This is a genomic window from Cytobacillus gottheilii (genome assembly GCF_018582665.1).
Taxonomy (GTDB): Bacteria; Bacillota; Bacilli; order Bacillales; family Cytobacillaceae; genus Cytobacillus; species Cytobacillus gottheilii.
In genome coordinates this window covers 3,211,152-3,225,716 of record NZ_CP071709.1, presented here as the reverse complement: position 1 = coordinate 3,225,716, position 14,565 = coordinate 3,211,152, and the positions used below count along the sequence as shown (strand labels likewise).

General features: G+C 40.5%; 13 protein-coding genes. 11 read left to right on the top strand and 2 right to left on the bottom strand.

Annotation, left to right across the window (positions count from 1 at the left end; all coding sequences use genetic code 11):
* Positions 1–81 precede the first annotated feature (81 nt).
* The 5 genes from ruvA (at position 82) to yajC (ending at position 4,311) form a co-directional block, all read left to right on the top strand.
* Positions 82–693, top strand: a complete 612-nt coding sequence (gene ruvA, locus J1899_RS16020) for a Holliday junction branch migration protein RuvA (RefSeq protein ID WP_214475184.1) — start codon at positions 82–84, stop codon at positions 691–693.
* Between the two features lie 42 nt (positions 694–735).
* Positions 736–1,737: a Holliday junction branch migration DNA helicase RuvB gene (ruvB, locus tag J1899_RS16015; RefSeq protein ID WP_214475181.1), complete on the top strand. Its 1,002-nt coding sequence runs from the start codon at positions 736–738 to the stop codon at positions 1,735–1,737.
* A 33-nt stretch (positions 1,738–1,770) separates the two neighbouring features.
* Positions 1,771–2,799: a tRNA preQ1(34) S-adenosylmethionine ribosyltransferase-isomerase QueA gene (gene queA / locus J1899_RS16010; RefSeq protein ID WP_214475179.1), complete on the top strand. Its 1,029-nt coding sequence runs from the start codon at positions 1,771–1,773 to the stop codon at positions 2,797–2,799.
* A 63-nt stretch (positions 2,800–2,862) separates the two neighbouring features.
* Positions 2,863–4,002 (top strand): tRNA guanosine(34) transglycosylase Tgt, encoded by a 1,140-nt coding sequence (gene tgt, locus J1899_RS16005; protein ID WP_066443190.1) that lies wholly within the window; start codon positions 2,863–2,865, stop codon positions 4,000–4,002.
* A gap of 24 nt (positions 4,003–4,026) precedes the next feature.
* Positions 4,027–4,311, top strand: coding sequence for a preprotein translocase subunit YajC (yajC, locus tag J1899_RS16000; protein WP_066443191.1), 285 nt, complete (start codon positions 4,027–4,029; stop codon positions 4,309–4,311).
* A gap of 37 nt (positions 4,312–4,348) precedes the next feature.
* Here the strand turns inward: yajC and J1899_RS15995 are convergent, their stop codons facing one another.
* On the bottom strand, positions 4,349–4,741 hold the full coding sequence (locus J1899_RS15995) for a TIGR04086 family membrane protein (RefSeq protein WP_214478868.1): 393 nt from the start codon (positions 4,739–4,741) through the stop codon (positions 4,349–4,351).
* Positions 4,742–4,959: 218 nt separating this feature from the next.
* Between J1899_RS15995 and J1899_RS15990 the strand changes: the two genes are divergently transcribed.
* A complete protein-coding gene (locus J1899_RS15990; RefSeq protein ID WP_214475177.1) occupies positions 4,960–5,610 on the top strand; it encodes a DUF421 domain-containing protein in 651 nt (216 codons plus the stop codon).
* Between the two features lie 683 nt (positions 5,611–6,293).
* Here the strand turns inward: J1899_RS15990 and spoVB are convergent.
* Positions 6,294–7,853, bottom strand: coding sequence for a stage V sporulation protein B (gene spoVB, locus J1899_RS15985; protein WP_214475175.1), 1,560 nt, complete (start codon positions 7,851–7,853; stop codon positions 6,294–6,296).
* A 184-nt stretch (positions 7,854–8,037) separates the two neighbouring features.
* On the opposite strand from spoVB, the gene J1899_RS15980 reads away from it, so the two are divergent.
* From J1899_RS15980 to J1899_RS15960, 5 genes are all read left to right on the top strand, one after another.
* On the top strand, positions 8,038–8,331 hold the full coding sequence (locus J1899_RS15980; protein WP_214475173.1) for a post-transcriptional regulator: 294 nt from the start codon (positions 8,038–8,040) through the stop codon (positions 8,329–8,331).
* Positions 8,332–8,568: 237 nt separating this feature from the next.
* Positions 8,569–10,830 carry a protein translocase subunit SecDF gene (gene secDF, locus J1899_RS15975; protein ID WP_214475171.1) on the top strand — a complete coding sequence of 754 codons (2,262 nt, stop codon included), beginning with the start codon at positions 8,569–8,571 and terminating at the stop codon, positions 10,828–10,830.
* Between the two features lie 141 nt (positions 10,831–10,971).
* On the top strand, positions 10,972–11,295 hold the full coding sequence (locus tag J1899_RS15970; protein WP_214475169.1) for a LapA family protein: 324 nt from the start codon (positions 10,972–10,974) through the stop codon (positions 11,293–11,295).
* 81 nt (positions 11,296–11,376) lie between these two features.
* Positions 11,377–13,770 carry a single-stranded-DNA-specific exonuclease RecJ gene (gene recJ / locus J1899_RS15965; RefSeq protein WP_214475167.1) on the top strand — a complete coding sequence of 798 codons (2,394 nt, stop codon included), beginning with the start codon at positions 11,377–11,379 and terminating at the stop codon, positions 13,768–13,770.
* Entirely contained in the window at positions 13,739–14,251 is a 513-nt protein-coding gene (locus tag J1899_RS15960; RefSeq protein WP_066443199.1) for an adenine phosphoribosyltransferase, read from the top strand. Before recJ ends, J1899_RS15960 begins: the two co-directional genes overlap by 32 nt.
* Positions 14,252–14,565: the final 314 nt, after the last annotated feature.

Below are 14,565 nucleotides of genomic sequence, written 5' to 3'. Positions count from 1 at the left end.
GGGCATGCAGGATATGCCTGTGTCATTAAGCAGCAGAGTATGGTACAATGAAATACAGCATTTTAGAGGAGCGAGAACAGTTTGTACGAATATATTAAAGGCAAAATTGATTATATCGGGCCAGAATATATCGTCGTTGAAAATGGCGGCATTGGCTATCAAATCCTGACACCGAATCCATTCAGCTATTCAGGCAAGGCTGGGCAGGAAGTAAAGGTGCATACATATCATTATGTGCGTGAAGATATCTTTGCTCTTTATGGATTTACTTCACGAGAAGAAAAAACGCTCTTTACAAAGCTGATTAATGTTACTGGAATTGGGCCAAAAGGAGCTCTTGCTATTTTAGCAACAGGACAGCCAGAGCAAGTGGTTTCAGCTATTGAAAATGAAGATGAAGCCTTTTTGGTGAAATTTCCAGGTGTAGGGAAGAAGACAGCCAGACAAATAATCCTTGATTTAAAAGGAAAGCTGCAAGACTTTGTGCCAGATTATTTCCCTAATCTATTTAGTGACCATGAGAGCATTGAGAAAAGCAGTGAGCATGAAGCTGACTTTGAAGAAGCTTTGTTGGCTCTGAAGGCTTTAGGATACTCTGATCGCGAATTGAAGAAAATCACACCTGCACTGAAAGTTGAGAAACTGACAACAGACCAATATATAAAAGCTGCACTGCAAAAGCTTTTAAAATAAATACTCTGCTCCTATATTGAGTGAATAAAGAAGGTGATGGAGTTGGAAGACCGCATTATTTCGGGCGAAGCCGATATGCTTGATGTTACTTTTGAGCAAAGTCTGCGTCCTCAGACGATACGGCAATACATCGGCCAGGATAAAGTGAAGGCGAATCTTGAAGTGTTTATCCAGGCAGCAAAGTTAAGGCAGGAAACACTTGACCATGTTTTATTATATGGCCCGCCAGGTCTTGGGAAGACGACCCTAGCGGCGATTATAGCAAATGAAATGGGCGTAAATTTGAGAACGACGGCTGGACCGGCTATTGAACGTCCAGGGGATTTAGCCGCAATTTTAACAGCGCTGGAGCCTGGAGATGTATTGTTTATTGATGAAATACATCGCCTGCCCCGGTCGATTGAAGAAGTCCTCTATCCGGCAATGGAGGATTTTTGTCTTGACATTGTCATCGGCAAAGGGCCAAGTGCACGTTCTGTACGCCTTGACTTGCCTCCCTTCACCCTCGTTGGAGCGACAACAAGAGCAGGCTCTTTATCAGCTCCTTTAAGAGATCGCTTCGGTGTGATGTGCAGGCTTGAGTATTATACGGAAGAACAGCTGAAGCAAATCGTCGTGCGAACAGCTGAAGTGCTTGAAACAGGCATTGACGATCAAGCTGCAATGGAAATTGCCCGCCGTTCAAGGGGAACTCCGCGTATTGCGAATCGTCTGCTCCGCAGAGTAAGAGACTTTGCTCAGGTCCGGAGCAATGGAACAGTAGATCTGCTGATAACGGATGAAGCATTGGGATTGATGCAAGTTGACCGTTTAGGACTTGATCATATTGACCATAAATTATTAATAGGGCTCATTGAGAAATTTCGCGGAGGTCCAGTTGGCTTAGAAACAATTGCAGCTACTATTGGAGAAGAAGCACATACAATTGAAGATGTTTATGAGCCTTATTTGCTGCAAATTGGTTTCTTGCAGCGGACACCGCGCGGAAGAATAGCGACAAGATTGGTTTACGAGCATTTCCAATTAGAAATGCCAGAACAATAGGGGAATATATTATTAGCAGGAGACGGTGACAACATGAAGGTAGATTTATTTGATTTTCACTTGCCGGAGGAGCTGATTGCTCAAACTCCGCTCGAAGACCGGACAAGCAGCAGACTGATGGTGCTAGATAAGGAAACAGGTGAAATCAAACACGATATATTTAAGCATATTAAAGAGTATTTTAAAGCGGGGGATGCTCTTGTGTTGAATGATACAAGAGTACTGCCAGCAAGACTGTTTGGAGAAAAAGAAGGAACTGGTGCAAAGATTGAGGTTCTTTTATTAAAACAGCAAGAGGGTGACAAGTGGGAAACACTGATAAAGCCGGCGAAACGTGTTAAAGAAGGTACAGTGATTACTTTTGGTGATGGCTTGCTGTCTGCAACATGCATTGGTGAATCTGAGCATGGCGGACGTCTTCTTGAATTCAGCTACGAAGGTATTTTTTATGAAGTGCTCGATCGCCTGGGTGAAATGCCCCTTCCTCCATATATAAAAGAACAGCTTGATGATAAAGAACGATATCAGACCGTATTTGCTAAAGAGCGCGGATCGGCTGCTGCACCAACTGCAGGGCTTCACTTCACAGAGGAGCTGCTTGAAGAAATAAGAGCTATGGGCGTTCATATTGCTTTTATCACATTGCATGTTGGATTAGGGACTTTTAGACCGGTCAGTGTAGAAGATTTAACAGAGCATGATATGCATGCCGAGTATTACCAAATGAGTGAAGGTACAGCAAATCTGCTGAATGAAGTGCGCAAACAAGGCGGTAAGATTATCAGTGTCGGAACGACTTCAACAAGAACCCTTGAAACCATTGCAAGAGACCATGATGGACAATTTGCTGCTGCGAGCGGCTGGACAGATATTTTTATCTTCCCCGGTTTTGAATTTAAAGCGATCGATGGGATGATTACCAATTTTCATCTGCCGAAATCAACGCTAATCATGTTAATCAGTGCTTTAGCAGGAAGAGAAAATGTATTACATGCCTACAACACAGCAGTTGAGGAGCGCTATCGCTTCTTTAGCTTTGGCGATGCCATGCTGATAAAATAAGAAAATTACAGCACATAGAATGAAGAAATGAAAGCAACACGATTCTCGGAAGGAGAAAGAATAGTGACAGCCATTCGTTATGAATTAATTAAAACTTGTAAACAAACTGGAGCCAGACTCGGCCGTGTACATACGCCGCATGGTTCGTTTGAAACACCTGTATTTATGCCTGTTGGGACATTGGCTACTGTAAAAACAATGTCGCCTGAAGATTTAGTTCAGATGGGAGCAGGTATTATTCTAAGCAACACGTATCATTTATGGCTTCGTCCTGGTCATGAGATTATTCAAGAAGCAGGCGGACTTCATAAATTTATGAACTGGGACCGTGCCATTCTGACAGACTCAGGCGGATTCCAGGTATTCAGCTTAAGTGAATTCCGTAAAATTGAAGAGGAAGGTGTCCACTTCCGCAATCACTTAAATGGAGACAAGCTATTTTTATCTCCAGAAAAAGCAATGGAAATCCAAAATGCTTTAGGTTCAGATATTATGATGGCCTTTGATGAGTGCCCGCCATTTCCTGCAACACATGAATATATGAAGAAATCTGTTGAGAGAACATCCAGATGGGCAGAACGCTGCTTGACAGCTCATCAGCGTCCAAATGACCAAGGATTGTTTGGCATTGTGCAGGGCGGGGAATTTGAAGATCTGCGCAAGCAAAGTGCTAAAGATCTTGTATCACTTGACTTCCCAGGGTATGCTGTTGGTGGCTTGTCAGTTGGAGAGCCAAAAGATGTGATGAACCGGGTGCTTGAATTCACGACGCCATGGCTGCCTGACAATAAACCTAGATATTTAATGGGTGTAGGCTCACCGGATTCGTTAATTGATGGAGCGATCCGCGGAATTGATATGTTCGACTGTGTATTGCCTACCCGTATCGCCAGAAATGGAACGTTAATGACAAGTGAAGGCCGATTAGTCGTTAAAAATGCGAAGTATGCAAAAGATTTTGGACCGCTTGATCCAAACTGTGATTGCTATACATGCAAAAACTATAGCCGTGCCTATATTCGTCACTTAATTCGCTGTGAAGAAACGTTCGGAATAAGGCTTACAACTTATCATAATCTCTATTTTCTGTTAAAATTAATGGAAGGGGTCAGACAGGCAATCAGAGAAGATCGACTGGGGGACTTTAGAGAAGAGTTTTTCGAACAATATGGATTTAACAAACCAAACGCGAAAAACTTTTAATGCCTGAAAGGAGGGGAAAAGAGAATGGAAATCTTAGGAACATTAGCACCACTGCTATTGATGTTTGTATTGTTTTACTTCCTGTTAATTCGTCCGCAGCAGAAGCGCCAAAAAGCGGTTCAGCAAATGCAGACCGATTTGAAAAAGGGAGATAAAGTTGTAACAATTGGTGGTCTTCATGGTTTTGTTGATGCAATCGATGAAGATAAGATTGTTATCAAATGCGGTGACGGCAGCCGACTTACATACGATCGCGCAGCAATTCGCGAAGTAACGGAAGTATCAGCTGGAGATATGCTAGCAAAATAAAAAAGAAGCGGATCCATTTTGGGTCCGCTTTTTGCTATTAAGATGATTTCCCCTTCACATTTACCCCTAAAATACCGCCCATCATACAGATTAGGATATAACATGTATGATAGATAATTTGTTCCATATCAAAAAGACGATCATGACCTAAGTATTGAAAAAGAAAGATAATAAGGGAATAAAGCAGCCCTGTTATCCCGCCAAGAAGCCAGCCTTTTTGCTTTCCTTTTCCTCCTGCAATAAAGCCTCCCGCAAATAAAGCTATAAATGATACAGCGGTAATGACATGCTGAAGTGATGCCTCCTGTAAAGAGGTGAACGAAAGAAGCAGCGAAAAAAACAAACTGCTGACTATTGCAACAATAAAAATGGCAATATTCCCAAATAACACTGCACTGCCTAAGTTTTTTGATTCTTCTATTTTAACCATCTCCCCTCTATTGGCAAGCTTTTTTTTGCGTGAAAGCCAATGGCATGTCACGCACAATCTCTTTGTACAAGCATATTCAGAAGAGCGGAATTTAGAAGCAGAAAATCACTTTTCGCTAACAAAATTTTCTTTTTTCTTCATCCTGAAAAATAAAGCTTATATATTTTTCTTGTTCGTTGACAATAAAAAGAAAGTGGTTTTTAAAGGGGGATCATTCAATGGAAGAGTATACGATCATTATTTTCAGAACGATCTTCTTGTATGGGTTAATTTCCGTCATCTATCGATTGATGGGAAAGCGGGAAATCGGCGAACTAAGTGTACTGGATGTAGTTGTTTCGATTATGCTGGCGGAGTTAGCTGTAACAGCTCTAGAGCAAACAGAATCATCACTGTTTAAAAATGTGCTTCCTATGCTCATACTGCTGCTGCTGCAGGTTACATTTGCTTACATATCACTGAAAAGTAAGAAGTTTAGAGATGTCGTAGACGGAAAACCAACGATCATCATAAATAATGGGAAAATAGATGAGTACGCCATGAAAAAGCAAAATTATAATTTCGACGATCTGCTCCTTCAGCTGCGTGACAAAGACATTGCTCTTATATCAGATGTTGAATTGGCAGTACTCGAATCTTCTGGCCATTTATCCGTTTTTACGAAGAAAGCTGCTAAAAACGGTGTGACCTGGCCGCTTATTCTCGATGGAGTCATTCAATATGAGCATCTTGAAAATATAAATAAAACAGACGAATGGCTGCTGAAGGAATTAGGAGAACGAGGCTACCACAGCATAGATGAAATTTCGTTTTGCAGCTTTGAGAACGGGCGTTTTTATATTGATATAAAAAATGAAATTGAGAAATGATGTTAGAACGGTGCTTGAAAGGCTTCTGGGGGGAGGAGGAAGTAATAGGTACTGGATAGGTGCTGGAACTGAAATAACTTTGCCTCGACAATACTTTAAGTCGCGAAAAGGGGCGGAACACCCCTCTAGTGTCTAGTATCTGGAAAAAGGTGTAGTGAAAAGGATAGAAACATCCTTCTAAAGTCCAGTATCTGGAAAATGGTGTCGTGGAAAAAGGGGAAACACCCCTCTAAAGTCCAGTATCTGGGAAATGGTGTCGTGAAAAAGGGAGAAACACACCTCTAGATACCAGTATCTGGAAAATGGTGTCGTTAAAAGGATAGAAACACCTTTCTAAAGTCCAGTATCTGGAAATTGTAGTCGTGAAAAAGGGGGAAACACTCCTCTGAAGTCTAGTATCTGGAAATTGAAGTCATGAAAAGGATAGAAACACCCTCCTAAAGTCCAGAATATGGAAAAATGTCATGGGAAAGAGAGAAACACTTAGCCAAATAAAATAACCCCAAACCATTAGCAATGAGCTCCTGTCTAATGGTTTGGGGTTTTCTTTCTTTAAAAAATAGGTCCGTCTACTTCTGAAGGTACTGAGGCAAGGGAGAGAGCTATGTTTAAATTTTCCATCGGCTGAAAACGAAAGTCTGCAGTGCTCCTAAACGAATGTACAAACTCTAAAACATCTTTCATTACTTCAATGCAAAAATAGATAGAAATCCGCCAATCCATGGAATCTGACGAAGCTCGTGTTTTTTTAGTAAACCGAAGAGCAGCAGCAGAATGAAATACACCATTACGATAACAGAAATGCTGATGATGATAGAAATCAGCATGGAATAGTCATGTAAATAAGGGTAAGTATAGTAGCCTGCCCAGCCTGATAGACCCATAATGATAAATGTTTTCATATAGTCGCGAATATGAAAAGTAAAAGAGATCTTTTTCAGGATTGTAGCCATATGGAGCAGGGTTACAAGAACAAAACCTACAAGCATGCCAATGGCCACACCATTAATTCCGAAGGCTGGCTGACTGGCAAGTGCGAAAATAACAGCGATTTTAACAACAGCCCCAATCAAGCTGTTAATCATGGCAGAGCGGGCATGATCCAAAGCTTGTAATGCTGCCTGAAGTGGACCTTGGAAAAAGTATAATAAGAAAAAAGGTGCCATTAATTTAATAAAGCCAGCTCCAGTAGATGAATCGTAAATAATATTCATGAGCGGTTCTGCCAAAACATAGAGGATGACCACAGCCAAGCCGCCTGAAATGAATACAAATTTTAGAGCTTGCTGAAGTCTATATTCAATAAGCTTCATATTCTTTTTTGAGTAGGCCTCACTAATGGCTGGCACCAATGATGTTGAGAGGGCATGGGTGATAAAAGATGGCAGCATTAATAGCGGCATGGCAAAACCTGTTAGGGCACCATAGCTTTGGGTTGCGGCAATGGTTGCAACTCCTGCTAATGCCAGGCTGTGTGCTACAACAATGGGTTCAAAAAACCAGGCAAGTGAACCGATCATGCGGCTTCCTGTTGTTGGCAAGGCGACACTCATGAGCTCTTTAAAGGTAGATTTCCCCGATTGAATGAATTGAAAGAATTGCTTGCGAACACGAAATTTCTTTTTTAATTTGAACGCGGTTAATAGATAGGCTAAAGAAACAAGCTCACCCACAACTGAAGCAAGCATGGCTCCCGCTGCTGCATATTCAATTCCATAAGGGAGGAATGCAGTTGTCATAGCGGCAATCAGTGTAATACGGACTGCTTGCTCAAGTAACTGAGAGTAAGCAGCAGGCTTCATATTTTGTTTTCCCTGAAAATAGCCGCGAATGACAGAAGAAACAGCTATAATAGGAACAACTGGTGCAATTGCGAGCAAGGGCAAATGGGTTCTTGGATCTGTAAAAAGTGTTTCAGATAGATATGGAGCTAATATAATTAAAGCAGGCGTAATGATTAGTGATAACGAGATGGTTGTGGCCAGAGAGACAACCAGTATTTTTTTTGTTTTTCGTGCGTCTCCCACCGCTTCAGCTTCTGCTACATGTTTGGATATGGCTACAGGAAGACCCAGCTGGGTTATGGTGACAGCAAGAATAAAAGTCGGATATGCCATCATATATAAACCAACACCCTCGGCCCCTATTGATCGGGCAATAACGATGCGATTAATAAATCCTAGAACTCTAGTGACCAGGCCTGCTGCCAGCAGGATCATGGTCCCTTTTAAAAATTTCGACATTCTGCTCCCTGCCTTCTCAAATTACATATAATGCTATACAATTATCTATATGCAAGAGAGTGGACAAAGCATGACAAGCTTTTTTAAACACTGCTAAATGCTGCCCAATAGGAAGGTTTCACTGCTTGGTTTTTAAAGCATATAATCTCGCTATTATGCATGATAAAATGGAGGCGTTTCTATATTGAAAACTAATCACCCTTATGATTCCTTTCGTCAACACGTTAGTCCGGCATTGCAAGTGAAGATCGATGAAATTCAGTTTTATGGCTATGGCAATGTGAAGGAAGATGAATTCTGGTCTTTTCTCACGAAGAAAAAATGGAAGAAACCAAAAGAAGATGTCAAATTATTCGAAATCATAGAAGGTATTATGGCGGTTAAAGCGGGTGAATATATCAATTATTCAACAGTAGAGGCTTTAAGAGGAAGTGACTTATCTATTAGTGAAGAAGATCTGAAAAGCCTTTTTAAATAACAATATAAGCGTGAATTTACTCTGAAGCAAGAAGTGTTCCACATGGTAAATACCTAAACAATCAGTCTTGCTAAAAGAGATCCTGCCCTATGCAAAAGGATATTGATTATGCATTGTGAATGCTTCTTTTTCGTTAATAGTCAAATTGACAGCTTCCTTTTTCTGTTTCATAATGGGTATATTGGAATCATAGGTTTAATGCCTTTTCTGGCACTATTTAAGGAGGATTTATACATAATGGTCAAACGCAGTAGAATCCTATCATTCTTCCTGATCGTTATATTGCTTGGAAGCTTGATCGGCGTGACATCGAAAGATATTTTAAACAATATTAAACTCGGTCTTGATCTGCAGGGCGGATTTGAAGTTCTGTATGAAGTAAAGACTGAAGATGGACAAGAAGTGACACAGGATATCCTTAATAGCACTGTCCAGTCACTTGATCGAAGAATTAACGTATTGGGCGTAAACGAGCCGAGTATTCAAATTGAAGGCGATAATCGTATTCGTGTTCAGCTCGCTGGTGTTACGGATCAAAATGAAGCCCGCGAAATTCTTTCAACAGAAGCAAACCTTTCATTCCGTGATGTAAACGATGAGCTGATGATGGATGGATCCGACCTTGTTGAAGGCGGAGCGAAGCAATCATTTGATGAAAATGGTCAGCCTAACGTTTCGATTGAATTGAAGGATGCTAATAAGTTTAAAGAAGTAACGGAAAAGATCGTAGCAATGGCTCCAAATAATCAGCTTGTCATTTGGCTGGATTTTGAAGAAGGCGTGCATAGCTTCCAGGAAGAAGTCACAAAAGAGGATCCTGCGTTCCTATCTGCACCTAACGTAAGTCAGGTCTTTAACACAGATACCGTTTCGATTGAAGGAAACTTCACATTAGATGAAGCTCAAACGCTTGCGAACCTTCTAAGCTCAGGTTCCTTGCCGGTGGAGTTAAATGAAGTGTTCTCTACGTCGGTAGGAGCTCAATTTGGTGAACAAGCCCTTCAGAAAACGGTTGTCGGCGGGATTGTCGGCATTGGAGCGATCTTCCTGTTTATGATTGCTTTTTATCGCTTCCCTGGGATTATCGCATCCATTACCTTAACGATTTATCTCTTTATCACGCTTCTGATTTTTGACTGGCTGAATGCAGTTATGACACTGCCTGGTATTGCCGCTCTCATACTAGGTGTCGGAATGGCTGTTGATGCCAATATTATTACGTATGAAAGAATTAGGGAAGAAATCAAAGTTGGACGTTCGATTAAGTCCGCATTCCAAGTTGGCGGGAAGAACTCGCTTTCGACCATCTTTGATGCAAACTTGACAACTTTGCTTGCGGCCGGCGTCTTGTTTATCTATGGGACAAGTTCAGTGAAAGGCTTCGCAACAACGTTAATCATTAGTATACTGGTCAGCTTTATTACATCCGTATACGGAACTAGATTATTGCTGGGCTTATGGGTAAACAGCAACTTGTTCAATAAAAAGCCAGGCTGGTTTGGTGTTAAAAAGAGTGAGATTAAAGATATTGCGGAAAATTATGATACCCTTGATTTGCCGTCAAGATTTGATAAATTTGATTTTGTAAAGCAGCGTAAAAAGTTCTATATCTTCTCAGCAGTTACGGTGATTGCTGGCATAATTGTGTTAAGTATTTTCCGATTGAACTTAAGTATTGATTTCTCAAATGGAACAAGAATTGAGCAGCTGAGTGAACAGCAGATTTCATCCAGTGAATTTCAGGAACAGCTTGAAGCTGCACAAATTAATACAGATGATATAGTGATTTCGGGTGAAGATAATAATATCGCTGTTGCCCGAACGACAGATGTACTCAGCCAAGATGAAATTGCTGAGGTAAAAGCTCAATTCAATGAAGTTTTTGGTACTGAGCCAAATATCAGTACTGTTTCTCCAACAGTTGGGAAAGAAATTGCGAGAAACGCACTTATTGCCCTGGGAATTGCCTCTATCGGGATTATCCTTTATGTGACAATCCGTTTTGAAGTTAAGATGGCTATACCGGCGATTATTGCCCTCCTGCATGATGCTTTCTTTATTATTGTAGTATTTAGTTTGACTAGACTGGAAGCAGACTTAACCTTTATTGCAGCAGTGTTAACGATTATCGGTTATTCAATTAATGATACAATCGTAACCTTTGACCGAATAAGGGAAAATATGGTCAAGAAGCGTAAGATTAAAGAGTTTGCAGAATTAAAGGAAATTGTTAATAAAAGTTTAAGACAAACCTTGGGACGTTCAGTCAACACCATTATAACGGTTATTTTTGCTGTACTGGGCTTGCTTATCTTTGGTAGTGAAGCAATCCGTAATTTCAACATAGCCTTGCTTGTTGGTCTTATTGCCGGTACGTATTCTTCCATTTTCCTAGCCGCACAGCTTTGGTTGGACTGGAAGGGCAAAGAGCTGAAGCAAAAAGGCGTATTAATTACATTCAAAGAGAAGAAAAAGGAAACCGACGAGCCTCAGGTTTAATAGGTTATGGTACCTCTGTCTGCTAGCAGACAGAGGTATTTTTATCTTTATCTGAAGTATATTAATACGTAGTGTATGAGTTTTATCCACTAACCAAAGCGGGTAATTAAAGTAGATAAGAGTGCAGGAAAGGAGATATTTATGAAAAACCAATGGGCATTATTACTGGGAATTGTATTTGCATTAATTGTCGCTATTTTTGCTGTTATAAATGTTGACCCAGTTACAGTTAATTATTTATTTGGAGAAAGTGAATGGCCGTTAATATTAGTGATTCTAGGCTCTGTTTTAATGGGCGGGATTATTATTGGCTCAGTTGGAATTGTACGTATCTACAGTCTGCAGAGAGAAATTAAGCATCTGAAGAAAGAAAAAGCGGCTGAACAGCCAAAGGTGACTAAGAACGACTCTTTAAAGACAGAGAAAAAGCCTAAAGAAAGCATACAAAAAAGCACACAAAGCTAAACGAAAACATTTTTGGCAATTCTATATGTATTGAAACAAGCTTACCCCTCTTGTATAATGAAAAAGCCGAGGGGTGAGCGCATGTTAAAATCAAAAACACGCTGGGTAGTCCGGCAATCAGATCAAGAAAAAGTCAATATATTAGTGGAAGAACTAAAGGTAACGCCTCTAGTTGCTTCTTTACTTGTTAATCGTGGAGTAGATACCGTTGAAGAAGCACGGTATTTTTTATTTGAAAAAGAACAGGGCTTTCATGATCCTTTTTTACTGAAAGGAATGGATCTGGCAGTTGCCAGAATAAAAGAGGCAATAGCCAATGGCGAACAAATACTTATATTTGGTGACTATGATGCTGATGGAGTTACGAGTACGACCGTAATGATGACCGTGCTTCGCGATCTTGGCGCACAAGTAGAATATTATATTCCAAATCGTTTTACCGAAGGATATGGTCCAAATATCCCTGCATTTGAATATGCAGCTGATATTGGTGTTAAGCTCATCATTACAGTAGATACAGGGATTGCTGCTGTAAATGAAGCAAAAGCGGCTAAAGATCTTGGACTTGATTTAATTATTACCGACCACCATGAACCAGGACCTGAACTTCCTGAAGCTTTGGCGATTATTCATCCTAAGCTTGAAGATAGCGTTTATCCTTTTCGTGATCTGGCAGGGGTTGGCGTTGCATTTAAGGTAGCTCATGCTTTATATGGGGATTTGCCTGAGCATCTGCTTGAAATTGCTGCTATTGGAACGATTGCCGATTTGGTCCCGCTTAAAGGAGAAAACCGCACGATTGCTAAAAAAGGGATCAAGAAATTAAGAGCAACCAAGTTCATTGGGCTGCAGGAGCTGCTGAAACGAGGCAGCATTGAAGCAGGCGCCATTAATGAAGAAACAATTGGTTTCTTTATTGCACCGCGATTAAATGCTGCTGGACGGCTAGATAGTGCTGATCCGGCTGTAGCGCTGCTATTAACAGAAGATCGGATTGAAGCTGAATCGATTGCCGAAGAGATTGATAATATGAATAAAGACCGTCAGAGCATCGTGAATGAAATTGCTCAGAAGGCGATCGAAGAAGTAGAGACGAATTATGGTATTGATGACCATACAGTTATTGTGGTTGGAAAAGAAGGCTGGAATTCTGGTGTCATTGGAATTGTCGCTTCAAAGCTCGTTGAAAAGTTTTACCGGCCAGCCATCGTGTTAAGCTACGATCCTGTTAAAGGGCTGGCAAAGGGTTCTGCCCGCAGCATTGCTGGTTTTGATTTATTTAAGAATCTCTCAGAATGCAGAGATATTCTGCCTCATTTCGGCGGACATCCCATGGCAGCTGGGATGACATTAAATATCTCTGATGTTAATGAACTCAGAGAACGGCTGAAAGTACTCGCAGATGAGCAGCTGACAGAAGAGGACTTTGTGCCAATTACCACATTGGATAAGCAAGTAGATCTGGCTGATATTGATTTAGCTTCCATTCAAGAGCTGGACATGCTGGCCCCATATGGAATGGACAATCCCAAGCCAAAGGTTGTTATTGAAAGAGCGGGCATAAAGGCGATCAGAAAAATTGGCACCAATCAAAATCATTTAAAAATGACTTTCGAACAGGATTCTTCGCAGTTGGATGGAATTGGGTTCAGTCTTGGGCATCTTTATGATCAGATTTCCCCAGAGGCATCCATTAATGTGATTGGAGAGCTTTCCATTAATGAATGGAACAATATTAAAAAGCCGCAAATTTTCATTCATGATGTAGCCATTGAAGGATGGCAGCTTTTTGATATTAGAGGAATTAAAAATCCTGCCAAACTGCCTGAAGGTGTTAAGCAGGCTGAGAATCACTGGATTGTTTTTAATGAAGAAAACATGGACTTTATTAAGCAATATGCTAATGGCGGCCATGTTTCATATGTTCCGACTTTAGAAGATGCTATGAAGACCAACATATCTGAAGAGCCTATTATTCTCGCGGACCTGCCTCCTTCAAAGGAGCTGCTTGCCGGGTTATTGCAGGGTAAAAAGCCAGGCAGAATATATGCTTTATTTTATAAACAGGATAGTGATTACTTCAGTACCATGCCGAACCGGGATCATTTTAAATGGTTTTATGCGTTCTTGGCGAAAAAAGGTCCTTTTGACTTGAAAAAGCACGGAAACGATTTAGCCAAACACAAAGGCTGGAGCAGAGATTCAATAGATTTTATCTCAACAGTGTTTTTTGAGTTAGATTTTGTTACAATAAAGAGTGGAGTTATTTCTCTACAAAATACAGCCAATAAACGTGATTTGGCAGATTCACAGACATACCGGCAAAAGCAGGCATCATATGAGCTTGAAAGCGATTTGCTATACTCATCTTATGGCCAGTTAAAGAGCTGGTTTGATGAAGTGATCTCAGGATCTGTGGAATCCGAGGAGGAAATGGGTAAGAATGGACTTGAAACAATACATTACAATCGTTGAGGATTGGCCAAAACCAGGAATTCGTTTTAAAGATATTACAACTTTAATGGATAATGGTGAGGCATACAAATATGCAACTGACCAAATCGTTGAATATGCAAAAAAGCAGAACATTGATCTTGTTGTAGGCCCAGAGGCGCGCGGCTTTATTATCGGCTGCCCTGTAGCTTATTCCTTAGGAGTTGGGTTCGCACCAGTTCGTAAAGAAGGGAAACTTCCAAGAGAAACAGTCAAGGTTGATTATGGTTTAGAATACGGAAAAGACGTTTTAACCATCCACAAGGATGCGATTAAACCAGGTCAGCGCGTATTAATCACAGATGACTTGCTGGCAACTGGCGGCACTATTGAAGCAACAATCAAGCTTGTTGAAGAACTTGGCGGCATTGTTGCAGGTATTGCCTTCCTAATCGAATTAACATACCTCGATGGCAGAAGCAAACTCGAGAAATACGACGTATTAACATTAATGGACTTTTAATAAATCCAAAAAAGAGCGCTATTTAACATGGCGCTCTTTTTATACATTGAAGAATTTCGGTTCTTTCCTTTTAATAGTGTTTTATTTTTTAATAAGGATCCATTTTCAAAAAAAATCCATATATTTTATATAATAAATGGATATACTAACAAATTTGCTCATCAATACGGTCAAAGTTCGACATTTTTTTCGTTTTTCCATAAAAATAACAGCCAACCACTTTACTTTTGTCCATTTTTTTTCGATAATAATAACAATCATTCTAATTTGTAACATTATCATCAGATGAATGGTACTTGAATACATTCTGGGTG

Bases quoted from the DNA above. Each gene is read 5' to 3' on its own strand.
- queA (WP_214475179.1), top strand. From the start codon at position 1,771: ATGAAGGTAGATTTATTTGATTTTCACTTGCCGGAGGAGCTGATTGCT.
- yajC (WP_066443191.1), top strand. From the start codon at position 4,027: ATGGAAATCTTAGGAACATTAGCACCACTGCTATTGATGTTTGTATTG.
- J1899_RS15995 (WP_214478868.1), bottom strand. From the start codon at position 4,741: ATGGTTAAAATAGAAGAATCAAAAAACTTAGGCAGTGCAGTGTTATTT.
- J1899_RS15990 (WP_214475177.1), top strand. From the start codon at position 4,960: ATGGAAGAGTATACGATCATTATTTTCAGAACGATCTTCTTGTATGGG.
- spoVB (WP_214475175.1), bottom strand. From the start codon at position 7,853: ATGTCGAAATTTTTAAAAGGGACCATGATCCTGCTGGCAGCAGGCCTG.
- secDF (WP_214475171.1), top strand. From the start codon at position 8,569: ATGGTCAAACGCAGTAGAATCCTATCATTCTTCCTGATCGTTATATTG.
- J1899_RS15970 (WP_214475169.1), top strand. From the start codon at position 10,972: ATGAAAAACCAATGGGCATTATTACTGGGAATTGTATTTGCATTAATT.
- recJ (WP_214475167.1), top strand. From the start codon at position 11,377: ATGTTAAAATCAAAAACACGCTGGGTAGTCCGGCAATCAGATCAAGAA.
- J1899_RS15960 (WP_066443199.1), top strand. From the start codon at position 13,739: ATGGACTTGAAACAATACATTACAATCGTTGAGGATTGGCCAAAACCA.